The sequence below is a fragment of the Streptomyces violaceus genome (genome assembly GCF_036014075.1).
GTDB classification, from domain to species: Bacteria; Actinomycetota; Actinomycetes; order Streptomycetales; family Streptomycetaceae; genus Streptomyces; species Streptomyces violaceus.
On the sequence record NZ_CP107911.1, the window covers coordinates 3,903,766 to 3,926,981 of the forward strand.

General features: G+C 71.7%; 22 protein-coding genes. 10 read left to right on the forward strand and 12 right to left on the reverse strand.

Annotated features, from left to right (window positions below; all coding sequences use genetic code 11):
* Nucleotides 1-11 precede the first annotated feature (11 nt).
* The 4 genes from ilvD to OG542_RS17520 form a co-directional block, all read right to left on the reverse strand.
* Nucleotides 12-1,865, reverse strand: coding sequence for a dihydroxy-acid dehydratase (gene ilvD, locus OG542_RS17505; protein ID WP_328411977.1), 1,854 nt, complete (start codon nucleotides 1,863-1,865; stop codon nucleotides 12-14).
* A gap of 141 nt (nucleotides 1,866-2,006) precedes the next feature.
* Nucleotides 2,007-2,669, reverse strand: coding sequence for a TetR/AcrR family transcriptional regulator (locus OG542_RS17510; protein WP_328411979.1), 663 nt, complete (start codon nucleotides 2,667-2,669; stop codon nucleotides 2,007-2,009).
* Nucleotides 2,666-3,490 (reverse strand): sugar phosphate isomerase/epimerase family protein, encoded by an 825-nt coding sequence (locus tag OG542_RS17515; RefSeq protein ID WP_184594851.1) that lies wholly within the window; start codon nucleotides 3,488-3,490, stop codon nucleotides 2,666-2,668. Before OG542_RS17515 ends, OG542_RS17510 begins: the two co-directional genes overlap by 4 nt.
* Before the next feature lie 97 nt (nucleotides 3,491-3,587).
* Nucleotides 3,588-4,520 carry a Ppx/GppA family phosphatase gene (locus tag OG542_RS17520; RefSeq protein WP_328411981.1) on the reverse strand — a complete coding sequence of 311 codons (933 nt, stop codon included), beginning with the start codon at nucleotides 4,518-4,520 and terminating at the stop codon, nucleotides 3,588-3,590.
* A 71-nt stretch (nucleotides 4,521-4,591) separates the two neighbouring features.
* On the opposite strand from OG542_RS17520, the gene OG542_RS17525 reads away from it, so the two are divergent.
* Nucleotides 4,592-5,392 (forward strand): hypothetical protein, encoded by an 801-nt coding sequence (locus OG542_RS17525; protein WP_328411983.1) that lies wholly within the window; start codon nucleotides 4,592-4,594, stop codon nucleotides 5,390-5,392.
* A 31-nt stretch (nucleotides 5,393-5,423) separates the two neighbouring features.
* Here the strand turns inward: OG542_RS17525 and OG542_RS17530 are convergent, their stop codons facing one another.
* Nucleotides 5,424-7,130, reverse strand: a complete 1,707-nt coding sequence (locus OG542_RS17530) for a BACON domain-containing protein (RefSeq protein ID WP_328411985.1) — start codon at nucleotides 7,128-7,130, stop codon at nucleotides 5,424-5,426.
* A 194-nt stretch (nucleotides 7,131-7,324) separates the two neighbouring features.
* Between OG542_RS17530 and radA the strand changes: the two genes are divergently transcribed.
* Both radA and disA read left to right on the forward strand, forming a co-directional pair.
* Complete coding sequence (gene radA / locus OG542_RS17535) at nucleotides 7,325-8,734, forward strand: DNA repair protein RadA (protein ID WP_261683816.1); 1,410 nt, start codon at nucleotides 7,325-7,327, stop codon at nucleotides 8,732-8,734.
* A gap of 80 nt (nucleotides 8,735-8,814) precedes the next feature.
* The gene (gene disA, locus OG542_RS17540) at nucleotides 8,815-9,939 is read left to right on the forward strand and encodes a DNA integrity scanning diadenylate cyclase DisA (protein ID WP_328341888.1); all 1,125 of its coding nucleotides are present in this window, start codon (nucleotides 8,815-8,817) and stop codon (nucleotides 9,937-9,939) included.
* Between the two features lie 101 nt (nucleotides 9,940-10,040).
* On the opposite strand, the gene OG542_RS17545 is transcribed toward disA, so the two are convergent.
* Nucleotides 10,041-10,931 (reverse strand): hypothetical protein, encoded by an 891-nt coding sequence (locus OG542_RS17545; RefSeq protein ID WP_328411987.1) that lies wholly within the window; start codon nucleotides 10,929-10,931, stop codon nucleotides 10,041-10,043.
* A gap of 175 nt (nucleotides 10,932-11,106) precedes the next feature.
* Between OG542_RS17545 and OG542_RS17550 the strand changes: the two genes are divergently transcribed.
* Nucleotides 11,107-11,748, forward strand: a complete 642-nt coding sequence (locus OG542_RS17550; protein WP_328411989.1) for a phosphatase PAP2 family protein — start codon at nucleotides 11,107-11,109, stop codon at nucleotides 11,746-11,748.
* Nucleotides 11,749-11,760: 12 nt separating this feature from the next.
* On the opposite strand, the gene OG542_RS17555 is transcribed toward OG542_RS17550, so the two are convergent.
* Complete coding sequence (locus OG542_RS17555) at nucleotides 11,761-12,417, reverse strand: response regulator transcription factor (protein ID WP_328411991.1); 657 nt, start codon at nucleotides 12,415-12,417, stop codon at nucleotides 11,761-11,763.
* The gene (locus tag OG542_RS17560) at nucleotides 12,414-13,994 is read right to left on the reverse strand and encodes a sensor histidine kinase (protein ID WP_328411993.1); all 1,581 of its coding nucleotides are present in this window, start codon (nucleotides 13,992-13,994) and stop codon (nucleotides 12,414-12,416) included. Before OG542_RS17560 ends, OG542_RS17555 begins: the two co-directional genes overlap by 4 nt.
* A 117-nt stretch (nucleotides 13,995-14,111) precedes the next feature.
* On the opposite strand from OG542_RS17560, the gene OG542_RS17565 reads away from it, so the two are divergent.
* The 5 genes from OG542_RS17565 to cseC all read left to right on the forward strand — a co-directional run bounded on the left by OG542_RS17565 (nucleotide 14,112) and on the right by cseC (nucleotide 18,737).
* The gene (locus OG542_RS17565; protein WP_328411995.1) at nucleotides 14,112-15,053 is read left to right on the forward strand and encodes an HhH-GPD family protein; all 942 of its coding nucleotides are present in this window, start codon (nucleotides 14,112-14,114) and stop codon (nucleotides 15,051-15,053) included.
* Nucleotides 15,054-15,335: 282 nt separating this feature from the next.
* Entirely contained in the window at nucleotides 15,336-15,875 is a 540-nt protein-coding gene (locus OG542_RS17570) for a SigE family RNA polymerase sigma factor (protein WP_030251439.1), read from the forward strand.
* The gene (locus OG542_RS17575; protein WP_328411997.1) at nucleotides 15,863-16,519 is read left to right on the forward strand and encodes a hypothetical protein; all 657 of its coding nucleotides are present in this window, start codon (nucleotides 15,863-15,865) and stop codon (nucleotides 16,517-16,519) included. Before OG542_RS17570 ends, OG542_RS17575 begins: the two co-directional genes overlap by 13 nt.
* A gap of 151 nt (nucleotides 16,520-16,670) precedes the next feature.
* The gene (gene cseB, locus OG542_RS17580) at nucleotides 16,671-17,372 is read left to right on the forward strand and encodes a two-component system response regulator CseB (protein ID WP_193483777.1); all 702 of its coding nucleotides are present in this window, start codon (nucleotides 16,671-16,673) and stop codon (nucleotides 17,370-17,372) included.
* Nucleotides 17,373-17,381: 9 nt separating this feature from the next.
* Entirely contained in the window at nucleotides 17,382-18,737 is a 1,356-nt protein-coding gene (gene cseC, locus OG542_RS17585) for a two-component system sensor histidine kinase CseC (RefSeq protein WP_311127079.1), read from the forward strand.
* 31 nt (nucleotides 18,738-18,768) lie between these two features.
* Here cseC and OG542_RS17590 read toward each other — a convergent pair whose 3' ends face one another.
* The 3 genes from OG542_RS17590 to OG542_RS17600 form a co-directional block, all read right to left on the reverse strand.
* Nucleotides 18,769-19,215: a VOC family protein gene (locus OG542_RS17590; protein WP_193483775.1), complete on the reverse strand. Its 447-nt coding sequence runs from the start codon at nucleotides 19,213-19,215 to the stop codon at nucleotides 18,769-18,771.
* A gap of 63 nt (nucleotides 19,216-19,278) precedes the next feature.
* Nucleotides 19,279-19,737, reverse strand: coding sequence for a helix-turn-helix transcriptional regulator (locus OG542_RS17595; protein ID WP_328411999.1), 459 nt, complete (start codon nucleotides 19,735-19,737; stop codon nucleotides 19,279-19,281).
* A 105-nt stretch (nucleotides 19,738-19,842) separates the two neighbouring features.
* A complete protein-coding gene (locus OG542_RS17600; RefSeq protein ID WP_328412001.1) occupies nucleotides 19,843-21,432 on the reverse strand; it encodes an MDR family MFS transporter in 1,590 nt (529 codons plus the stop codon).
* Between the two features lie 123 nt (nucleotides 21,433-21,555).
* Between OG542_RS17600 and OG542_RS17605 the strand changes: the two genes are divergently transcribed.
* Nucleotides 21,556-22,152 carry a TetR/AcrR family transcriptional regulator gene (locus tag OG542_RS17605; RefSeq protein ID WP_311127076.1) on the forward strand — a complete coding sequence of 199 codons (597 nt, stop codon included), beginning with the start codon at nucleotides 21,556-21,558 and terminating at the stop codon, nucleotides 22,150-22,152.
* A 19-nt stretch (nucleotides 22,153-22,171) separates the two neighbouring features.
* Here OG542_RS17605 and OG542_RS17610 read toward each other — a convergent pair whose 3' ends face one another.
* Nucleotides 22,172-22,885, reverse strand: coding sequence for a M23 family metallopeptidase (locus OG542_RS17610; protein WP_328412003.1), 714 nt, complete (start codon nucleotides 22,883-22,885; stop codon nucleotides 22,172-22,174).
* Nucleotides 22,886-23,216: the final 331 nt, after the last annotated feature.

Consider the following 23,216-nt stretch of genomic DNA (forward strand, 5'->3'; position numbering starts at 1 on the left):
CGAGAGCGTGCTCAGCCGAGCTTCGACACGTCCCGGACGGCGCCCTTGTCCGCGCTGGTCGCCATCGCGGCGTAGGCGCGCAGGGCGGCGGAGACCTTGCGGTCGCGGTTCTTCGGGGCGTAGACGCCGTTCAGCGCCTTCTCGCGGCGGGCCAGTTCGGCGTCGTCGACGAGGAGTTCGATGGTGCGGTTCGGGATGTCGATGCGGATGCGGTCGCCGTCCTCGACGAGGGCGATGGTGCCGCCGCCGGCCGCCTCGGGCGAGGCGTGCCCGATGGACAGGCCGGACGTGCCGCCGGAGAAGCGGCCGTCGGTGATCAGGGCGCAGGCCTTGCCGAGGCCACGGCCCTTCAGGTACGAGGTCGGGTAGAGCATCTCCTGCATGCCGGGGCCGCCCTTGGGGCCCTCGTAGCGGATGACGACGACATCGCCCTCCGTGATCTGTTTCAGCAGGATCTTCTCGACGGCCTCCTCCTGCGACTCGCAGACGACCGCCGGGCCCTCGAAGGTCCAGATCGACTCGTCGACGCCGGCCGTCTTCACCACGCAGCCGTCGACCGCGAGGTTGCCCTTGAGGACCGCGAGGCCGCCGTCCTTGGAGTACGCGTGCTCGACGGAGCGGATGCAGCCGCCCTCGGCGTCCTCGTCGAGGGCCTCCCAGCGCTCGGACTGGGAGAAGGCCTCGGCGGAGCGGACGCAGCCGGGGGCCGCGTGCCACAGTTCGAGGGCCTCGGGGGACGGGGAGCCGCCGCGCACGTCCCAGGTCTTCAGCCAGTCGGCCAGGGTCGGGCTGTGGACCGAGTGCACGTCCTCGTTGAGCAGGCCGCCGCGGTGCAGCTCGCCGAGGAGGGCGGGGATGCCGCCGGCGCGGTGCACGTCCTCCATGTAGTACGTGCGGTCCTTCGCGACGTTCGGGGCGACCTTGGCGAGGCAGGGCACGCGGCGGGAGACCTCGTTGATCTCCTCCAGGCCGAAGGGGACGCCGGCCTCCTGGGCCGCGGCCAGCAGGTGCAGGATCGTGTTGGTCGAGCCGCCCATGGCGATGTCGAGGGCCATCGCGTTCTCGAACGCCGCGACGGTGGCGACGTTGCGCGGCAGGACCGTGTCGTCGTCGTGGTCGTAGTAGCGGCGGGTGATGTCCATGACCGTGTTGGCCGCGTCGACGTAGAGCTGCTTGCGCGCGGTGTGCGTGGCCAGGACCGAGCCGTTGCCGGGGAGGGAGAGGCCGATGGCCTCGGTGAGGCAGTTCATCGAGTTGGCGGTGAACATGCCGGAGCAGCTGCCGCAGGTCGGGCAGGCGTTCTCCTCGATGCGGAGGATGTCCTCGTCGGAGATCTTGTCGTTCACGGCGTCGGAGATCGCGTCGACCAGGTCGAGGGTGCGGACCGTGCCGTCGACCAGGGTCGCGCGGCCGGACTCCATCGGGCCGCCGGAGACGAAGACCGTGGGGATGTTCAGGCGCAGGGCCGCGTTGAGCATGCCCGGGGTGATCTTGTCGCAGTTGGAGATGCAGATCAGGGCGTCGGCGCAGTGGGCCTCGACCATGTACTCGACCGAGTCCGCGATGAGGTCCCGGGAGGGGAGGCTGTACAGCATGCCGCCGTGGCCCATGGCGATGCCGTCGTCCACCGCGATGGTGTTGAACTCGCGCGGGATGCCGCCGGCCTCGACGATCGCCTCGCTGACGATCCGGCCGACCGGCTGGAGGTGGGTGTGGCCCGGCACGAACTCCGTGAAGCTGTTGGCGACCGCGATGATCGGCTTGCGGCCGATGTCCGCACCCGGTACACCGGAGGCCCGCATAAGGGCGCGGGCGCCCGCCATGTTGCGGCCGTGGGTGACTGTGCGGGACCTCAGCTCGGGCATCGTCGCTCGCTCCTTCAGAGACTGCGTCAGAGGATTCGGAGATTTCTGACTGCTGTCGAGCGTACGCCGGTCATCCAGAGGGCGGGACAGCATGTCCGAAATGCGGGATGACCGTCTCGGCCGACGGCTGTCCTCGGCGGGTCAGGGTCCGGTGAGGTGGCCCTGTACGACCGGGGCCAGCCGCTCGATGATCTGCTCCGGGTCCGCCGAGGCCAGTGGTTCGACCTTGATGACGTAGCGCAGCATGGCCGTGCCCACCAGCTGGGCGGCGGCCAGCTCGGCCCGCAGTTCGGCGTCCGGCAGGTTCAGCCGGCCGGCGATGCGCCGCAGCACCTGGGTGGCGACGATCCGGCGGAAGACGGCGGCCGCCGTTTCGTTGGTGACGGCGGAGCGGACGATGGCGAGCAGGGGCGCGCGGGTCGCCGGGTTCTCCCAGATGCCGAAGAAGAAGCGGACCAGGCGCTCCCCCACCCCGTCGAGCGGTCCCTCCTCGATGGCTTTCGGTGCCTCCATGGCGGGGGCGAAGGACTGGGTGATCGCCGCCTCGAAGACCTGCTCCTTCGTCCCGAAGTAGTGGTGCACGAGCGCCGGGTCGACCCCGGCCGCCTTGGCGATGCCGCGCACGGACGTCTTCTCGTAGCCGCGCTCGGAGAACTCCTCGCGGGCGGCGGTGAGGATGCGGTCGCGGGTGCCGGCCGACTCCGTGCGCGGGGGGCGGCCCCGGCGGCGGGCGGTGGCGCCGGTTCGGGCGGTGGTGCCGGTTCCGGTTCCGGCCGGGGGCCCGTCCGACGGCCGGTCGCTCATCGTCGCGGCACCTTCGCCGCCGAGGCCAGGTGCAGGCGCGTGAAGGCCAGCGCCTCCGCCAGGTCGGCCTCCCGCTCCGCGCTCGACATGGCGCGGCGGGTGTTGACCTCGATGACGACATGCCCGTCGAAGCCGGTCAGGGCGAGCCGCTCCAGCACCTCGGCGCAGGGCTGGGTGCCGCGGCCGGGCACCAGGTGCTCGTCCTTGGCCGATCCCCTGCCGTCGGCGAGGTGGACGTGGCCGAGGCGGTCTCCCATGCGGTCGACCATGTCCAGCGCGTCGGAGCGGGCCGTCGCGGTGTGGCTGAGGTCGATCGTGAAGTGCCGGTAGTCGTCCTTCGTCACGTCCCAGTCGGGGGCGTACGCGAGCATCTCGCGGTCGCGGTAGCGCCAGGGGTACATGTTCTCGACGGCGAACCGTACGTCCGTCTCGTTCGCCATGCGCCAGATGCCGGCGACGAAGTCCCTGGCGTACTGGCGCTGCCAGCGGAAGGGCGGGTGCACGACGACGGTGCTCGCGTCGAGCTTCTCGGCCGCCGCGCGGGCCCGCTGGAGCTTGGTCCAGGGGTCGGTGGACCAGACGCGCTGCGTGATGAGCAGGCAGGGGGCGTGCACGGCCAGGACGGGGATCTGGTGGTAGTCGCTGAGTCTGCGCAGGGCCTCGATGTCCTGGCTCACGGGATCCGTCCAGACCATGACCTCGACTCCGTCGTAGCCGAGGCGTGCGGCGATCTCGAAGGCCGTGGCCGTCGACTCCGGGTAGACCGAGGCCGTCGACAGGGCGACCTTCGCGTCCGGGATCTTTACGGCTGGCTCTGCCATGCAGGACAGATTACGGGGTGTGGTCGGGGCGGGGCGGGGGGCCTCTTCGCCGTTGTGGTGTTTGCCACGGCGGGGGTGCATGTCCTTCGCAGCTCTCTTACGCGGACTCCATGTGGTCCAGGCGCCGCAGGATCACGCCCTCCCGCAGCGCCCACGGGCATATTTCCACGCGCTCGACGCCGAACAGGTCCATGACGCCCTCGGCGACCAGGGCGCCTGCCAGGAGCTGGTTCGCCCTGCCCTCCGAGACGCCCGGCAACTCGGCCCGTTCCGCCTCCGTCATGCCGGCCAGCCTGGGGACCCAGGCCTCCAGGGACTCCCGCTTGAGTTCGCGCTGGACATAGGGGCCCTCGGCGGAGCGGGCGGCCCCGGCGATGCGGGCCAGCTGCTTGAAGGTCTTGGACGTGGCCACGACGTGGTCGGGGGAACCGATGCGGCTGAACTCGCCGACCGTACGGGCGATCTCGGTGCGTACATGGCGGCGCAGGGCGCGGACGGCGTCCGGGGAGGGCGGGTCGCCGGGCAGCCAGCCCGCGGTGAGGCGGCCGGCGCCCAGCGGCAGCGAGACGGCCGCGTCGGGCTCCTCGTCGATGCCGTAGGCGATCTCCAGGGAGCCGCCGCCGATGTCCAGGACCAGCAGCTTTCCGGCCGACCAGCCGAACCAGCGGCGGGCGGCGAGGAAGGTGTGGCGGGCCTCCTCCTCGCCGGTGAGGACCTGGAGCTCGACGCCGGTCTCGGCGCGCACGCGAGCGAGGACGTCGTCGGCGTTGCGGGCCTCGCGGACGGCGGAGGTGGCGAACGTCAGGAGGTCCTCGACACCCTTGTCCTCGGCGGCCTGGAGCGCCTCCTGGACGACCGAGACCAGCCGGTCGACGCCCTGCGGGCCGATCGCGCCGTCGTCGTCGAGGAGCTGGGCGAGGCGCAGTTCCGCCTTGTGCGAGTGCGCGGGCAACGGGCACGCGCCGGGATGCGCGTCCACCACGAGCAGATGCACCGTGTTCGATCCCACGTCGAGGACACCGAGTCTCATGTACGGAACGCTACTGCCAGCCGAACCGTCCGCAGTCCTCGGTGTGGGTACAAGGCCCGTACCCTGGACGTGTGCCAAAGACGAAAAAGGCGAAGCGCGACAAATCATCGGGTGCCGCGGTGTCCGACGAGAAGGGCCTCGACTTCGCCCGCGCGTGGGTGGAGTTTCCTGATCCGGCGGACGACGAGCAGGTCTTCCGCTGCGATCTGACATGGCTGACCTCTCGCTGGAACTGCATCTTCGGCAGCGGCTGCCAGGGCATCCAGGCCGGCCGCGCGGACGACGGGTGCTGCACGTTGGGTGCCCACTTCTCCGACGAGGACGACGAGAAGCGGGTGGCCGAGCATGTGGCGAGGCTCACTCCGGACATCTGGCAGAACCATGCCGAGGGCACGAGCACCGGCTGGATCTCCGAGGACGAGGACGGCGACCGGCAGACGCGCCCCTTCCAGGGCTCGTGCATCTTCCAGAACCGGCCCGGCTTCGCGGGCGGCGCGGGCTGCTCGCTGCACATCCTCGCCTTGAAGGAGGGCCGCGAGCCGCTGGAGACCAAGCCGGACGTGTGCTGGCAGCTGCCGGTGCGGCGGACCTACGAGTGGATCGACCGGCCCGACGACACGCGGGTGCTGCAGGTGTCGATCGGTGAGTACGACCGCCGCGGCTGGGGTCCGGGCGGCCACGACCTGCACTGGTGGTGCACGTCGGCGACCTCGGCGCACGGCGCGGGCGACCCGGTGTACGTCTCCTACCGGCCGGAGCTGATCGAGCTGATGGGCAAGGCCGGCTACGACCGGCTGGTCGAGCTGTGCGAGGAGCGGCTGGCCTCGCAGCTGCCGTTGCTGGCACCGCATCCGGCGGATCCGACGGGCTGACGTCCCGGGGCCCAGGGGTTCCTGCGGCCGTCTATGACGTGGACGGGCTCGGGTCGTCGCTCTCCGGGGGCGGGGGCGTCGAGTCCGTCGGGTCGCTCGGGCCCGGGTCTGTGGGCGTGGGGTCCGGGTCGGGCGACGGGGGCGGGGTGGTCGGCGTCGGGTCGGGGTCCGGGGCCGAGGTCGTGGGCGTCGGGTCCGGCTCGGTCGGGGGCGGTTCGCTGGGGCGGGGGTCCGGGCCGGGGCCGGGATCGGAGTGGGTGGGCGCGGTGCCGAAGCCCTCGATGTGGACGACGGCGCCGACGGGTGCGACCGCCACCTGCGCCTGCCAGGGGCCCGAGGGCTCACGCAGATGGTCGACGTACACCTTGATCGTCAACGACTCGCCGGGCCGCAGCGTTCCCGAGGACTGGCTGAGGTAGAGCCATTCGGCTCCCGTGGCGGCGGACCAGCGGACCGGGGCCGCGCCCGTGGCGGCGAGGGTGATCAGGGTGGTGTCGCCCGTGTTGTCCGCCGTGACGTCCAGAGCGCTCACGCGGCCGGCGCCGGGGACGCCGATGACCTCCACGGACACGTCGGCCTTGCCGTTCTTGCCGAAGCGGGGGCCGGGTCTGGTGCTCGCGTTGCCGGTGTTCTCGTAGCCGCCGCCCGCCATCTCGCCGTCCAAGCCGAGCGGGTCGTCCACCTCGAGCGCGGAGGCGGAGCGGCCGTCCTGGCCCTCGCCCACGGGGGTGCCCCGGTAGGCGGCCCACAGGGCGAGCACGGGGGCGGCCACGACGGTGGCGACGACGGTCGTGGTGACGGCACGCGCGCGGAGACGGTCCCTTCGGGCGGCGCGGTCCTTGGGGTCCATCGGGTAGCCGCGCCGGTCGAAGCGGGGGGCTGCGCCCCGCGCGCGTGGGTGGTGGGCCATGGCGACGTGCAGGGCCGCGAGGGGCGCGGGCAGGACGGGCAGCGCGGCGGGTGTGACGCTGGTGCCTGGCCAGCGGCCGGGGATGGCGCGCTCGGCGGTGCGACGGCAGCGCGGGCAGTCGTCGACGTGCCGGACGAGTTCGCGGCGCAGGGCCGTGCCGAGCACTAGCCGGTCGTCGCCGACGAGGTGGGCGACGCTCGGACACGCCCGGGTCTCGACCACGGCGAGGGCCGCACGCGTGCGTTCGACCTCGCAGGCGGCGGAGGCGAGCAGATCGCGGGTGGCGGCGAGGTCCATGCCGAGGACGGCGGCGACCTCGTGGGCGGCGAGATGGTGGCGCACGGCCAGTTCGAGCGCCTCCCGCTGCTCCGGGGTGGTGCCGGCGGCCTCCGGCCAGGCCAGCAGGGCCAGTTCGCCGCGGCGCCGCTCCTGGATCTCCTCGGAGAGGGCCGGGGCGGCCGGCCCATCAGGGCGCTGTGCGCGGCCCGCCGCGTGGCTGCTCGTACGTTTCTGCTTGGCCTCGGCCAGCCCCCGCAGGCACGCCCAGCGGGCCAGCGCGTACAGCCAGGCCCTGCGGTCCGCGGGTGCCTCGGGGATGTGCCGGCCGCGCCGTTCGGCGAGCGCGAGGGCGTCGCCCAGGGCGGCGGTCGCGGCGTCGTGGTCGCACAGCACGGACAGGCAGTAGGTGAACAGGCCGTCCAGATAGGGCTCGTAGCGCGCGGGCGGCCGCTGCACCAGCGTGCGCGCCGCACCGCGGTCACGCGCCTCCCGGTGCGCCCGGTGGGCGCCGGCCGTGCGGGTCGAGATCTCCGGCGTACTGCTCGTCATTCGGCGACCGTAGGGTGCCGGGAGTGCCACCTTCCGGCGGCTTGAGCACATTTAATCCGTACGGGTGAAACGATCCCTCAATAGGGGACAGGAACCAGCTGTTCCGCCGCTGGCGGGGGGTGGCGGGGCTTGGCGCGCAGGTGGCCGCGCCCTCCGGTCCCCGCGGTGTCAGTGCCTGCGGCTACGGTTCGTCCATGGCTGCCCGTACGAAGACCACCAAGGACCGCCCGTCCTACCGCTGCACGGAGTGCGGGTGGCAGACGGCGAAGTGGCTCGGCCGCTGCCCCGAGTGCCAGGCCTGGGGGACGGTCGAGGAGTACGGCACACCCGCGGTCCGTACGACGGCACCGGGCAGGGTCACCACCTCCGCCCTGCCCATCGGCCAGGTGGACGGCCGCCGGGCGACGGCCCGCACCACCGGCGTGCCCGAGCTGGACCGCGTGCTCGGCGGCGGCCTGGTCCCCGGCGCGGTGGTGCTGGTCGCGGGCGAACCGGGCGTCGGCAAGTCGACGCTCCTGCTCGACGTGGCGGCCAAGTCGGCGAGCGACGAGCACCGCACGCTGTACGTCACGGGCGAGGAGTCGGCGAGCCAGGTCCGCCTGCGCGCCGACCGCATCAAGGCCATCGACGACCATCTCTACCTGGCCGCCGAGACGGATCTGGCGGCGGTGCTGGGCCACTTGGACGCGGTGAAGCCGTCGCTGCTGATCCTGGACTCGGTGCAGACGGTGGCCTCCCCGGAGATCGACGGCGCGCCGGGCGGTATGGCCCAGGTGCGGGAGGTCGCCGGGGCCCTGATCCGGGCGTCGAAGGAACGCGGCATGTCCACGCTGCTCGTCGGCCATGTCACCAAGGACGGCGCCATCGCGGGCCCGCGCCTGCTGGAACACCTAGTGGACGTGGTGCTGCACTTCGAGGGCGACCGGCACGCCCGCCTCCGCCTCGTACGAGGCGTCAAGAACCGCTACGGCACCACCGACGAGGTCGGCTGCTTCGAACTGCACGACGAGGGCATCACGGGCCTCGCCGACCCGAGCGGACTTTTCCTGACACGTCGGGCCGAACCGGTCCCGGGCACCTGTCTGACCGTCACCCTGGAGGGACGCCGCCCGCTGGTCGCCGAGGTCCAGGCGCTCACGGTCGACTCGCAGATCCCCTCCCCCCGCCGCACCACCTCGGGCCTGGAGACCTCCCGCGTCTCGATGATGCTGGCGGTGCTGGAACAGCGCGGCCGGATCAGCGCCTTGGGCAAGCGGGACATCTACTCCGCGACGGTCGGCGGCGTGAAGCTCTCGGAGCCCGCGGCGGATCTGGCCGTCGCCCTCGCCCTGGCGAGCGCGGCGAGTGACACACCTCTCCCCAAGAACCTGGTCGCGATCGGGGAAGTCGGCCTCGCGGGCGAGGTGAGACGGGTCACGGGCGTGCAGCGCAGGCTGGCGGAAGCCCACCGGCTGGGCTTCACACACGCCCTGGTACCGGGCGACCCGGGCAAGATCCCCGCGGGTATGAAGGTTGTGGAAGTCTCGGACATAGGGGACGCGCTGCGGGTCCTTCCGCGCTCCCGTCGCAGAGAGGCCCCACGGGACGAGGAGGGTCGCCGGTAGACTTTGCCCAGGTCTCGCCCGTCCGTGCGAACCAAGTGTGTGACACGGGGCGCCCCAGAACCTGCGACCGGAGGAGTGCAGTGGCAGCCAACGACCGGGCAGCAGCTCCCGGAAAATCCGGTGGGAGTGCCGGTACCGATGGCCTGATGCGCGCTTCACTGAGCGCCGTGGCACCCGGAACCGCCCTGCGTGACGGCCTGGAGCGCGTGCTCCGGGGCAACACCGGCGGTCTCATCGTGCTGGGCTCCGACAAGACGGTCGAGTCGCTGTGCAGCGGCGGTTTCGTGCTGGACGTCGAGTTCACCGCGACCCGTCTGCGCGAGCTCTGCAAGCTGGACGGCGGCATCGTGCTGTCCTCGGACCTGTCGAAGATCCTGCGCGCGGGCGTGCAGCTGGTCCCGGACCCGGCGATCCCCACGGAGGAGACCGGCACCCGGCACCGCACCGCGGACCGCGTCAGCAGGCAGGTCGGCTTCCCGGTGGTCTCGGTCTCCCAGTCGATGCGGCTGATCGCCCTGTACGTCGACGGCCAGCGCCGCGTCCTGGAGGACTCGGCGGCGATCCTGTCCCGCGCCAACCAGGCCCTCGCCACCCTGGAGCGCTACAAGCTCCGCCTCGACGAGGTCGCGGGCACGCTGTCGGCGCTGGAGATCGAGGACCTGGTGACCGTCCGGGACGTCTCGGCGGTCGCCCAGCGTCTGGAGATGGTGCGCCGGATCGCCACGGAGATCGCCGAGTACGTGGTGGAGCTGGGCACGGACGGGCGCCTGCTGGCGCTCCAGCTCGACGAGCTGATCGCCGGCGTGGAGCCCGAGCGTGAGCTGGTCGTCCGGGACTACGTCCCCGAGCCCACGGCCAAGCGGTCCCGCACGGTCGACGAGGCCCTGGCCGAGCTCGACGCCCTCACCCACGCCGAGCTGCTCGAACTGCCCATCGTGGCGCGGGCGTTGGGCTACACGGGCTCGCCTGAGACGCTGGACTCGGCGGTGTCCCCGCGCGGCTTCCGCCTCCTCGCCAAGGTGCCCCGGCTCCCCGGCGCGATCATCGACCGCCTGGTGGAGCACTTCGGCGGCCTGCAGAAACTGCTCGCCGCGAGCGTCGACGACCTCCAGACGGTGGACGGCGTGGGCGAGGCCCGGGCGCGCAGCGTGCGGGAGGGCCTGTCGCGGCTGGCGGAGTCGTCGATCCTGGAGCGGTACGTCTAGCGTCTGGCCTTCGGCGCGCGCTGATGCGTGAGGGGGGGTGTTCCCGACCGGGAGCCCCCCCTCACGCATGAAGGCCGCGTAGCCAAATGAACGACAAGCGGCTAATCGTTCTTCAGGACGAACGACGTCTGCACCTTCGCATAGCCCGGAGCCTTGGCTTCCACCAGATACGTGCCCGCCCCGGCCGAGCCCGAGGGGGGCGTGGCGCACTCGGGGACACTGGGCTTGCGGTCCCACTTCAGGGCGTAGGTGATGCCGCTGCCCGCGGGAACGCGGTACAGGCGGCTGCCGGCGACCTTGGGGCAGTCCTTGGAGGACCAGTAGTCGTCGTCGGCGCTCGCCTCGGTGATCGTGAACACGGCGTTCTTCGGACCGAGATCGATCTTGCAGTCGTGGCCGGAGACATTCCGCGCGGTCAGCAGGAACGTGGGCGTCTGCTCGGGGTCGTAGCTGTTGTGCTGGCTGCGCAAGCTGAACTTGACCAGGCTCGCGGTGCAGTTGGGCAGCATGGAACCGGCCGGCAGCGTGTCGCCCGCGCCGACTCCGCCCACCGTGGTACCGCCGTCGTAGCCACCGGCACCGCCGGACCCGCCCGAACCACTCGATCCCTCGGACCCGCCGGAGCCGGAACCGCCGCCGGAGCCCGTGCCGGAACCGTCCCCGGCTCCGCCGCCCGAGCCGTCACCGGAACCGCCGCCGGATCCTGCCCCGGACCCGGACGACGAGCCGCCCGAGCCCTCGTCGCCCGACTCGTCGCGCCCGCCCGGCGCTTGGCTGATGGCCGGACCCGAACTCGACGGGCCGGGGGTGATGGAGGGCGCGGGATTCTTGCCGTTGGCGCCGTTGCCGCCGTCCTTGCCGCCTGTGCCGCCCGTGGTCACGAGCCAGGTGGTCAGCAGCGCCAACAGGGCAGCCACGGACACCAGTACGACCCTCCGACGCCAGTAGATGGAGGAGGGAAGCGGCCCGACCGGATTGCGCAGAGATCCCACGGCGCAAACCTTACGAGAGATCGGCGCGTTCGCCGGTCCCACCCGCCGCTCAGGCTCACAACTTTTCCGGATCATCATGCCGGAAGCAGCCGTCCCACCCCTGTCTTTCGTCAGGTACGGCACCCGACGATCGCAGGGTGTGACGGGACCGGCCCGCCACCTACCGTCCGTGACCATGGACTTCGAGGACACCGCGCTCTACCGCGACATCACCGACTTCGCCGACGACTCCCCGGTGTGGATACAGCACGGGGCCCAGTTATGGACGGAGGCCGGACTGCTGGTCTTCGCCCTGCTGTTCGCCGCCGCCTGGTGGCGTGCCCGCCGCGACACCCCCCACGCGTTCGCGATCGCGGCCCTTGCACCTCTGGCCACGGCTGTGGCGTATGTGAGCAGTGAGCTGCTCAAGTCCGCTGTCACGCAGGAGCGTCCGTGCCGGGCGGTCGCCGGTGCGGCGGCGTCCCTGGCCGAGTGTCCGCCGCACGGCGACTGGTCCTTCCCGTCCAACCACGCCACGATCGCGGGTGCCGCGGCCGTCGCCCTGGCCCTGGTCCGGCGCACACTCCTGTGGCTGACGGCCCCGCTCGCCCTGCTGATGGCCTTCTCCCGGGTCTTCGTCGGCGTGCACTATCCGCACGACGTGGTCGCGGGGCTGAGCCTCGGCACGCTCGTCGCCCTCGTCGCCGTACGGCTGGGCACGGGCCCGATGACGCGGCTGGCCGGGGCGATGCGCGGCTCGCCGGCACCGGCCGCGCGGTGGGTCACCGGGCCGGGCCCGGAGCCCGTACCGTCGTACGGGACGCACGCGCGGCCCTGAGCCGACGGGGCGTCACGATTCCACCATTCCCGCCTCGTACGCCACGATCGCCGCCTGCACGCGGTTGCGCACGCCCAGCCGGTCCAGGACCGCGCTCACATACGCCTTCACCGTGCCCTCGACGAGGTGCAGCCGGGCGGCGATCTCCGGGTTGGACAGGCCGGCGCCGACCAGGCCGAGCACCTCGCGTTCGCGGGGGCTCAGGACGGACACGCGGGCGCGTGCCTGTGCCTCGCGGGTGAGCCGGCCGCCGCCGAGGCCCTCGTCGATGACGTACCGGGCCACCTTCGGCGACAGGAACGCGGCGCCCGCGGCCACCGCCCGTACACCGGCGATCAGTTCGTACGGGTCCCCGGACTTCAGCAGGAAGCCGGTGGCGCCGCCGCCGAGGGCGCGGGTGACGTAGGCGCCCTCGGAGAAGGTGGTGAGCATCGCGACGGCCGTGCCGGGCACGGTCCGTACGATCTCCTCCGCCGCCGTGAGGCCGTCCAGGCGCGGCATGCGGATGTCGAGCAGGGCCACGTCCGGGCGGTGGGCGCGGGCCAGCTCGACGGCCTCGCGGCCATCACCGGCCTCGGCGACGACCTCCGTCTCACCGCCGCTGCCCAGGATGGCGCGCACCCCGGCCCGCACCATCGTCTCGTCGTCGGCCAGCAGCACGCGGATCACCGTGAGAACTCCTCGTATTCTTCCCGGCCTTCGCCGGACAGGCCGGCGCGCGGGACCACGTCCTTGGACACGAGCCGCCCGGCGTCGAAGCACAGTCTGAAGTGGTCGACGGAGACGAACAGCTCACCGCTCGCCCGGTACCAGCGGCAGTCGGCGCCCTCCGGTGCCGGGGTGGCCGCCCGCTCGGCGGGCGGGTCGTTCACGTCCCGTTCGGGCAGCACGCGCTCGATGTCGGCGGCCGGGGCGCCCAGGGGCAGTTTCGCGTACGCGGCGGGTGCGAGCACCGATTGCTTCTCCACGTACGCGTACCAGCCGAGGGCGGCGCCGACGAGGACGACGCCCACGCCGGCCGCGGTGCCGAGGCCGATGGCCACGCGGCGGCGGGCGTGGGTGAACGGGGCGGAGACGGGGCGGATCGGCCTGGTCGTGGTCCGCTGTGCGGGGACGTACGCGCTGACGCGGAAACCCTCCCCCTGCGGGCCCGCCTCGAACTCCCCGCCGACGGCGGTCACGGCGGTCCGCAGCCCGAGCAGGCCCGTGCCGCCTCCGGAGGGCCGGGAACTCCGCTCGGTGGACGGGCCGTTGGTGAGGGTGACGGACGTCCCCTCGGCCCGCCCGGTCACCGCCAAGACCACGGGGGCGCCCGGTGCGTGCCGTGCCGCGTTGGTCAGCGCCTCCCGGGCCACGCGGTACAGCAGTCGTTCGGCGAGCCCGCCGGGCGCCGTAGGCGTGCCCTGCCCGGCGCGCTGCTCCCAGCGCACCTGGAGCCCCGACTCCGCGGCGCGGGCGACGAGTTGCTCCAGGGTCTCGCCCGCGGGGGCCAGCGGCACCGGCTCGTCGTCGTCCTCGCGCAGGACGCCGATGATGCGGTGCAGCCGGTCCGTGGCATCGGCAGCGGCCGCGCGCAGATCGGCCGCCGCTGTCCGGTGCTCGCCGGCGAGGCCGGGGGCGACCTGGAGGGCGCCCGCGCGCAGGGCGATGAGGCTGAGCTCGTGGCCGAGGGAGTCGTGCATGTCCTGGGCGATCCGCGAGCGTTCACGCATTCGGGCGCGGTCTTCAGCAAGGCGCTGCTCGTCCTCCAGCCGGGCCGCCCGCAGCCAGCCCTCCGCGGCCAGCTCGCGGCTCTGCCTCCAGTAGCGCCCGCCGAGCCAGGGGAAGACGCAGCCGAAGAGCAGCGTGCCCGTCATGACCAGCCACTCGGGGGCCGGGTCGATCCCGACGAGCACGATCCGCGCGGTGCCCGCGCAGCCGACGGCGGCGAAGCACAGCACCGCGGGGCGGGCCCGGCCTGCCCGCAGGCCGAGCAGCAGCGCGGACACGCCGAGGGCCGGGCCGTAGGAGACGGTGAACAGGGCCGGGGCGGCGGCCAGGCTCAGGGCGGCCGCAAGCCCGAAGGCGGCGAGCGGCAGCCGCCGGGACAGGCCGGCCGCCCCGGCCAGCACCGCCACACCGGCGGCCTGCTGCCAGACCGTGCGCGGCTCGTTCAGCCCGATCCGGTCCGCCGTGAGCGCGGGAAGGGCGAGGGCGGCCCAGAGGAGGGCGCCCCGGGCGAGCCGCGCCGAGCGAGGACGTTCCATTCGGCCGACGCTATCGGCGGTCAGCGGGCCGGCACTGCTGCCGATCGTCAGGTACCTCGCCCTCTCGGGTCGCGGTGTGCCCGATTCGCGGCTCTCGCGTGGCAGGATCGAATGGCCATGACTGCTCCCACGAACACCCCGCGCACCAGCCCCGGCCCCACCGACACCGCGTCCGGCCCGCCGCCGGGCGAGGACCTGCACGCCCCCGTCATCGACTGGTTCGACGACAACGCCCGCGACCTGCCGTGGCGGCGCCCCGAGGCCGGGGCGTGGGGCGTGATGGTCAGTGAGTTCATGCTCCAGCAGACGCCGGTGAGTCGCGTCCTGCCCGTCTACGAGCAGTGGGTAGCCCGCTGGCCGCGCCCCGCCGACCTGGCCAAGGAGGCGCCCGGCGAGGCCGTCCGCGCCTGGGGCCGGCTCGGCTACCCGCGCCGCGCGCTCCGGTTGCACGGCGCCGCCGTCGCCATAACGGAACGGCACGGCGGTGACGTACCGGCCGACCACGCCCAGCTGCTGGCGCTGCCCGGTATCGGCGAGTACACGGCCGCCGCCGTCGCCTCCTTCGCCTACGGGCAGCGGCACCCGGTGCTGGACACCAATGTGCGCCGGGTCATCGCCCGCGCGGTCACCGGCGTGCGGTACCCGCCGAACGCCACCACCGCCGCCGAGCGCAAACTGGCCCGCGCGCTGCTGCCCGAGGACGAGCCGACCGCCGCCCGCTGGGCCGCCGCCTCCATGGAGCTGGGCGCGCTGGTGTGCACGGCGAAGAGCGAGTCGTGCCACCGCTGCCCGATCGCCGCGCAGTGCGCGTGGCGGCTGGCGGGCAAGCCCGAGCACGACGGACCGCCGCGCCGCGGCCAGACCTACGCGGGCACCGACCGGCAGGTCCGCGGACGGCTGCTCGCCGTGCTGCGGGAGGCCCACACCCCGGTTCCGCAGGCGGCGCTCGACCGCGTGTGGCACGAGCCGGTGCAGCGGGCCCGCGCCCTGGACGGCCTGGTCGCCGACGGTCTGGTGGAGCCGCTGGCGGGCGGGATGTACCGGCTGCCCCTGGCCTGACGTACAGACAGAGCACAGCCTTGGGTCTCCCGTAACGGAGACACAAGGTGGACAAATCGCCCCATAGTCATCCCAACACCCCCAGCGCTGTACCCCGTTCCGGCTTCCGTTACACAACCGACGGACAGCCGAGTGCTAGCTGCAGGCTGCTTCGCACAGCGCCGTGACAACGCCTCCGTACCTTCAATTGCGTTCCCGGAAGACACGGGACCACCAAGGAACACAGGCAGTGCACGGGCGGCGGGGAGCCGGCCCGAACGGGGAAACGGGAGGCGGTTCACCATGGCGCAGGGCGAGGTGCTCGAGTTCGAGGAGTACGTCCGCACCCGGCAGGACGCACTGCTGCGCAGTGCTCGCCGCCTGGTCCCGGACCCGACGGACGCGCAGGATCTGCTGCAGACGGCGCTGGTACGGACCTACGGCCGCTGGGAGACCATCGAGGACAAGCGGCTGGCGGACGCCTACCTGCGCCGGGTGATGATCAACACCAGGACCGAGTGGTGGCGGGCCCGCAAGCTGGAGGAGGTCCCGACCGAGCAGCTCCCGGACGCCTCGGTCGACGACGCCACCGAGCAGCACGCGGACCGCGCCCTGCTGATGGACATACTGAAGGTGCTCGCCCCGAAGCAGCGCAGTGTCGTGGTGCTGCGACACTGGGAGCAGATGTCCACGGAGGAGACGGCCGCCGCCCTCGGTATGTCGGCCGGAACGGTCAAGAGCACGCTGCACCGGGCGCTCGCCCGGCTCCGTGAGGAGCTGGAGTCCCGCGATCTGGACGCACGCGCGCTGGAGCGTGAGGAGCGGGAGCGGTGCGCGGCCTGACCGGCGAGGGTTCTGCACGGACCCGGGGCAGCATCCAGGCGGTGAGCACGGCATCGGCCGTGGCCACCGCCCTCGCCCTTTTCGTGGCCGGGTGTGGCGCCGGCGGCACCGGCGCCCGTGACGAGGGCCCGGCGCACGCCGACTCGGTGGCGGGCGCCACCGCCGCCACGCCCTCGGCCTCCCCGTCCAAGACGCCCGACACGGTGAACGCGGTCCGGCTCGTCAAGGACGACCCCAAGGTCTCCCCCGCGGTGAAGCGCGAGCTGAAGCCGTGCGTGGCCGACGAGTATCCCGTCGACGTGTCCTACGGCAATCTGACCGGCGGGGCGGCCGACGACGTCGTCGTCAACGTGCTGACCTGCGGTGACGCGGTGGGCGTGGGCAGTTATGTGTATCGCGAGCGGGACGGCTCGTACGAGAATGTGTTCAAGACCGAGGAACCCCCGGTCTACGCGGAGATCGACCGCGGCGACCTGGTGGTGACCAAGCAGGTGTACGACAAGGGCGACCCGGTGTCGAGCCCCTCCGGGGAGAACGTGATCACGTACAGATGGGCTTCCGGCCGGTTCAGCGAGAAGTACCGCACGCACAACGACTACGGCAAGGTCGTCGGCGACAGCCCGTCGCCGGTGCCCGCGAGCTGACGCGGGCACGGCGTGCGTGAACCGATCGGGCCGCTCGGACCGATCTCTCGGTGAACGCGGCGCACGGATCGTGCGTCCCCTGAAGAGACGGACCGTGCGTCCCTTGAAAAGTACGCGCCCCACGACCCACACGAGGACTGAGAGCACCGGGATGGCAGACCAGACCCATGTTCTGTTCGTCGAGGACGACGACGTCATCCGCGAGGCCACGCAGCTCGCCCTGGAACGGGACGGCTTCGTGGTCACCGCGATGCCCGACGGGCTGTCGGGCCTGGAGGCGTTCCGGACGGACCGCCCCGACATCGCGCTGCTGGACGTCATGGTTCCCGGCCTCGACGGGGTCAGCCTGTGCCGCCGTATCCGGGACGAGTCGACCGTGCCGGTCATCATGCTGTCGGCGCGGGCCGACTCCATCGACGTGGTGCTGGGCCTGGAGGCGGGTGCCGACGACTATGTGACCAAGCCGTTCGACGGGGCCGTGCTGGTCGCCCGGATCCGCGCGGTGCTGCGCCGCTTCGGGCACGCGGGCGGCGGCCGGGCCGGGGAACCGGACTCCCCGGCGAGCGGCGGGATGCTGGCCTTCGGGGACCTGGAGGTCGACACCGAGGGCATGGAGGTCCGCCGGGCCGGGCAGCCGGTGGCGCTGACACCGACCGAGATGCGGCTGCTGCTGGAGTTCTCCTCGGCGCCGGGCACGGTGCTCTCCCGCGACAAGCTGCTGGAGCGGGTGTGGGACTACGGCTGGGGCGGGGACACCCGCGTCGTCGACGTGCACGTGCAGCGGCTGCGACAGAAGATCGGCCAGGACCGTATCGAGACGGTCCGTGGTTTCGGCTACAAGTTGAAGGCCTGAGCAGGGGTTATGAGGGGGCATTTCCGGCGCCTGGTCGCCACGGGCTTGGAGCGTGCGGGGATCCGTACGGGCCTCAGATGGAAGCTGAGCGCGGCCATCGCACTGGTCGGCGCGCTGGTGGCGATCGCGCTGAGCCTGGTCGTGCACAACGCCGCGCGCGTGTCGATGCTGGACAACGCGCGCGACCTCGCCGACGAGCGCATCATGATCGCCCAGCGCAACTTCGAGCTGTCCGGGCGGATGAACTTCCCCAACACCAAGATCGACGACCCGGATCTGCCGGACGCCCTGCGGGGCCGGGTCGAGGTGGGCCAGCGGGCGACCTATGTGGCGGACCGGCCGGGTGGCGCGCCGGACATATGGGCCGCCGTGCCGTTGAAGAACGGGCATGTGATGTCCCTGCACTCGGGCTTCACCGACCGCAGCTCGGACATCCTTCAGGACCTCGACCAGGCCCTGCTCATCGGGTCCATCGCGGTCGTCCTCGGCGGCAGCGCGCTCGGCGTGCTCATCGGCGGGCATCTGTCGCGGCGGCTGCGCAAGGCGGCCGTCGCGGCCCACCAGCTCGCGGGCGGCGAGACCGACGTGCGGGTGCGGGACGCCATGGGCGGGGTCGTCCGGGACGAGACCGACGACCTGGCGAGCGCGGTGGACGCCATGGCGGACACGCTGCGGCAGCGCATAGAGGCGGAGCGCCGGGTCACCGCCGACATCGCGCACGAGCTGCGCACGCCGGTGACCGGGCTGCTGACCGCGGCCGAGCTGCTGCCGCCGGGGCGCCCGACCGAGCTGGTGCTGGACCGGGCGAAGGCCATGCGCACGCTCGTGGAGGACGTGCTGGAGGTGGCCCGGCTGGACGGGGCCTCGGAGCGGGCGGAGCTGCAGGACATCATGCTGGGCGAGTTCGTCGCCCGGCGGGTGACGGCCAAGGACCCGGCCATCGAGGTGCGGGTCGTGCACGAGTCGGAGGTCACGACCGACCCGCGGCGCCTGGAGCGGGTCCTGTTCAATCTCCTGGCCAACGCGGCCCGGCACGGCAAGCCGCCCATCGAGGTCACCGTCGAGGGCCGGGTCATCCGGGTCCGCGACCACGGCCCGGGCTTCCCCGAGGACCTGCTCGCCGAGGGGCCGAGCCGCTTCCGCACCGGCAGCAAGGACCGGGCCGGTCACGGCCACGGCCTCGGACTGACCATCGCGACCGGACAGGCCCGGGTGCTGGGCGCCCGGCTGACCTTCCGCAACGTCCGCACGCCCGGGACACCGGAGCAGCTGCCGGCCGAGGGCGCGGTGGCGGTGCTGTGGCTGCCGGAGCACGCGCCGACGAACACGGGGAGTTATCCGATGCTTCCGGGGTCGGTGACGTAGAGCCGGTCCCGCGGATCAGCAGAGCCCCGGATCAGCAGGACCAGTCCTGGTCCATGTCCAGTCCGCCCTCTCGGGGCTGGGTGAAGGAGAACCAGTTGCCGGAGTCGTCGCGGAACAGCGCCTCCGTGCCGTAGGGACGCTCCTGCGGCTCCTGGAGGAACTCCACGCCGCGGTCCTTGAGCTTCTTGTAGTCGCCGTGGATGTCGTCGGTGGTCAGCACGCCGGCGCCGAGCGCTCCCTTGGTCACCAGCTTCCTGAGCATCTCGGCGGACTCGGGGTCCATCGCGGGTCCGCCGGGCACCATCAGGGTGAACTCGACATCGGGCTGGTTCGGTGAGCCGACGGTGAGCCAGCGCATGCCGCCCTCGCCCATGGTCATGTCCGTACGGACCTCCAGGCCCAGTTTCTCGGTGTAGAACTCCTTGGCCCGGTCCTGGTCGAGGACCCAGACGGTCGAGATGGCGAGACCCTTGATCATGGCGTGCTCCTGCTGCTCGGGGGCCGGTTCGTGCTTGCCCTGCCACGGTAGGCAGCGGGGGCGTCAGCCCGCTTCTCCGGAATTGCGCTGTTGCCGCTGCTGCCGATGCGGATGTTGTCCGGCGCCGGGTGCCGGACGGAAGCCGCCGGCCCAGAGCATGGCGTAGCAGCCCGGTATGAGGGCGGCTCCACGGCCCACGTGCTTCGTCCGGTACTCGGTCGGCGTCAGTCCGGTCCACGCCTTGAAGCGCGCCGAGAAGGTGCCGACACTGCTGAAGCCGACCAGATGGCAGATCTCCGTCACCGACAGGTTCGCGGTACGCAGCAGGTCCTCGGCCCGCTCGATGCGGCGGTGTGTGAGGTACTGGCCGGGAGTCTCGCCGTACACCTCCTTGAAGGCGCGGATGAAGTGATACCGCGAGTACCCGGCGTGCGCGGCCACGGCGTCCAGATCCAGCTCCGGATCGGCCCAGTCCCGGTCCATGGCGTCCTTGGCCAGCCGGACCTGCCGCGTCTTGTCCATGGATCCGATGGTGGCACGAGGGTCTGACAGCGAGGTCTGTGCGACCGGACCGCATGGCGAAGGCCCCCGGGGGTCCACCCCGGGGGCCTTCGCCATGCGGTCCGGTCAGACGGTCTCCGCCACAGGCGGCTGCGCCGCGGGGGCGTCCGGCTCGTCCTTCTCCTTCGGTCCCGCTCCCTTGAGCGGGACCTCCTTGACGAACACCGCCGCCGCCAGGGCGACCACCGCCACCACGGCTCCCAGCAGGAACGCTGAATGCGTGCCGGCGGAGACCGCGTGCTGGTAGGCCTCCCGGGCCGCCGCCGGGAGCTTCGCCAGGCTCGCCTGGTCGAGCTGCGCGGACTGCTCGGTCACCTTGGAGCCCAGCGCCCCGGCCCGCTCGGCCATGACGTCCTGGACGCGGCTGTTGAACAGCGCGCCCATGATCGCGACGCCGAAGGAGGAGCCGAGGGTGCGGAAGAGGGTGGTGGACGAGGACGCGACGCCCATGTCCTTCATCTCCACGCTGTTCTGCGCGACCAGCATGGTGATCTGCATCAGGCAGCCCATGCCGAACCCGACCACGGCCATGAAGACACCGGAGGTGAACCGCGAGGTCCCGGTGTCCATGGTGGACAGGAGGTACAGCCCGACGATCATCAGCACACTGCCGAGGACCGGGAAGACCTTGTACTTGCCGGAGCTCGTGGTCACGCGCCCGGCGACCATCGAGGTGACCAGCATCGCGCCGAGCATCGGCAGGAGCAGCAGCCCGGAGTTGGTCGCGGAGGCCCCCTGTACGGCCTGCTGGTAGAACGGCAGGAACAGCGTGGCCCCGAACATCACGAAGCCGGTGACGAAGCCGATGACCGACATCAGCGTGAAGTTGCGGCTGCGGAAGATGTGCAGCGGAAGCACCGGCTCGGCGGCCTTGGTCTGCCAGAACACGAACCCGACGAGTGCGGCGACGCCGATGCCGATCAGCTCCATGATGCGCGCGGAGGACCAGGCGTACTCCGTGCCGCCCCACGTGGTGACGAGCACGATGGCGGTGATGCCGATGGTCAGCAGCGCGGCGCCCAGGTAGTCGATCCGCGCCTCGGACCGCTTCTTCGGCAGGTGCAGGACGACGCTGACGGCGGCCAGCGCGACCACACCCAGCGGCAGGTTGATGTAGAACGCCCAGCGCCAGCCCCAGTTGTCGGTGATGGTGCCGCCGACCAGCGGACCGCCGATCATCGCCAGCGCCATGACGCCGGCCATCAGGCCCTGGTACTTGCCGCGCTCCCGGGGCGGGATCAGATCACCGATGATCGCCATGACACCGACCATCAGACCACCGGCACCGAGGCCCTGGACGGCACGGAAACCGATCAGCTCGCCCATGTTCTGGGCCATGCCGCTGAGCGCCGAGCCGATCAGGAACAGGACGATGGACGTCATGAACGTGCCCTTGCGGCCGTACATGTCGCCGAGCTTGCCCCACAGCGGCGTGGAGGCCGCGGTCGCGAGCGTGTAGGAGGTGACGACCCAGGAGAGGTGTTCGAGCCCGCCCAGCTCACCGACGATCGTCGGCATCGCCGTACCGATGATCATGTTGTCGAGCATCGCGAGCATCATCGCGATCATCAGCGCGAGCAGGACGACCCGCACGCTCTTCGGCTTTTTCCCTCCGGTGTCGGCGTCGACCGCCGGTGTCTCCGTCGTGTCCGCCATCGCTTCCCACTCCCCCAGCTACCGCTACTTACTTGCCGACCGGCTAGTGACTACACTCGGAAGCTAGCCGCGGAACTAGCCGGGCGTCAAGTAAGTTTTATGGAAAGCGGGCGGCGTAGGAGGATGGGCGGCACCATGGACGGCACCAGGCAGCGGCGCCGCGGGAACACCCGCCAGCGCATCCAGGACGTGGCCCTCGGACTCTTCGCGGAGCAGGGCTACGAGAAGACGTCCCTGCGCGAGATCGCCGAGCGCCTGGACGTCACCAAGGCGGCGCTCTACTACCACTTCAAGACGAAGGAAGAGATCCTCGTCAGCATCTTCGAGGACCTCACCCAGCCGATCGACGACCTGGTCGAGTGGGGCCGGCAGCAGCCGCACACCCTCGAGACCAAGCAGGAGATCGTCCGCCGTTACGCCGAGGCGCTGTCCCACGCGGCGCCGCTGTTCCGTTTCATGCACGAGAACCAGGCGACGGTACGGGAACTGCAGATCGGCGACTCCTTCAAGGAGCGCATCCGCAGCCTGCGGGACACCATCATCGACCCGGACGCGGACCTGGTCGACCAGGTCCGCTGCGCCAGCGCGCTCTTCACGCTGCACGCCGGGATGTTCCTGCTCCAGGAAATGGAAGGCGACCCCGAGGAGAAGGACAAAGCCGTCCTCGAGGTCGCCACCGAGCTGGTGACCCGGGCCCACCGGGGAGCCGAGGGCTCCTAGAGGTCGGGTCAGGGGGTCGTCAGACCGTCACGCCCTTGGCGCGCAGGAACTTCACCGGGTCGACGGCCGAGCCGTAGTTCGCGGTCGTACGGATCTCGAAGTGCAGGTGCGGACCGCTCGAGTTACCGGTGTTGCCGGACTTGGCTATCTCCTGGCCGGTCTTGACGATCTGGCCGACGTTCACGGTGACCTTCGACAGGTGGGCGTACTGGGAGTACGTGCCGTTGCCGTGCTTGATCACGACGGCGTTGCCGTAGGCGGGGCCGTCACCGGCGCCGTTGCCGCCGGCCTTGACCACGGTGCCGCCGTGCGCGGCGACGACCTGGGTGCCGCTCGGCACGGCGAAGTCCTGGCCGCTGTGGGTGGACTGCCACATGCCGCCATTCTGGGCGAAGCTCGCGGAGAGCTTGTACTTCTTCACCGGGTCGACCCAGGACGGCTTGGCCTTCTTGGCGGCGGCCTTCTTGGCAGCGGCCTCCTTCTCGGCCGCCTTCTTCGCGGCGGCGACCTTGGCGGCCTTCTCGGCCTTCACGGCCTCGGCCTTGGCGTGCTTGGCCTGGGCGACGGCCTGCGCCTGGACGGCACTGGCGGCGCCGGACGCGGACGTGGTGTCGGCGGCGGACGCGACCCCGGCTCCCAGTGCGACCGAGACGCCAAGGCCGGCGGCCAGCACGGTCGCACGGGTGCGGAGCTGGGACGTACGGGAAGAACGGGACGTGACGCGCTGGGACATCGAAACCTCGTGTGGAAGGGGACGGAGAAACCACCCGGCGCACAGACGCTCGCCGAATGGCCATCCCTTGGTAACCCGAAGTCCGACAAACCCCAAAAGGCGTGATCTACGACGGAAGTTAGTAATTTAGTTCAGTGTTCTACGTCTCTTGACACAGCAGTCATACAGGACAAATCAGTGCACTGCACCGCACTTCCCCCCACTCTGCGCGGCAAGAATCCCTTTCCTCCTGGTCCTTTAGCCACTATTCCACCTAGTAACGGACATATCCCCTGTGCCCCATGTCACCGGAGGCCCTCTTCAGCCATTCCGGAAATGTGGCGCACGCCTC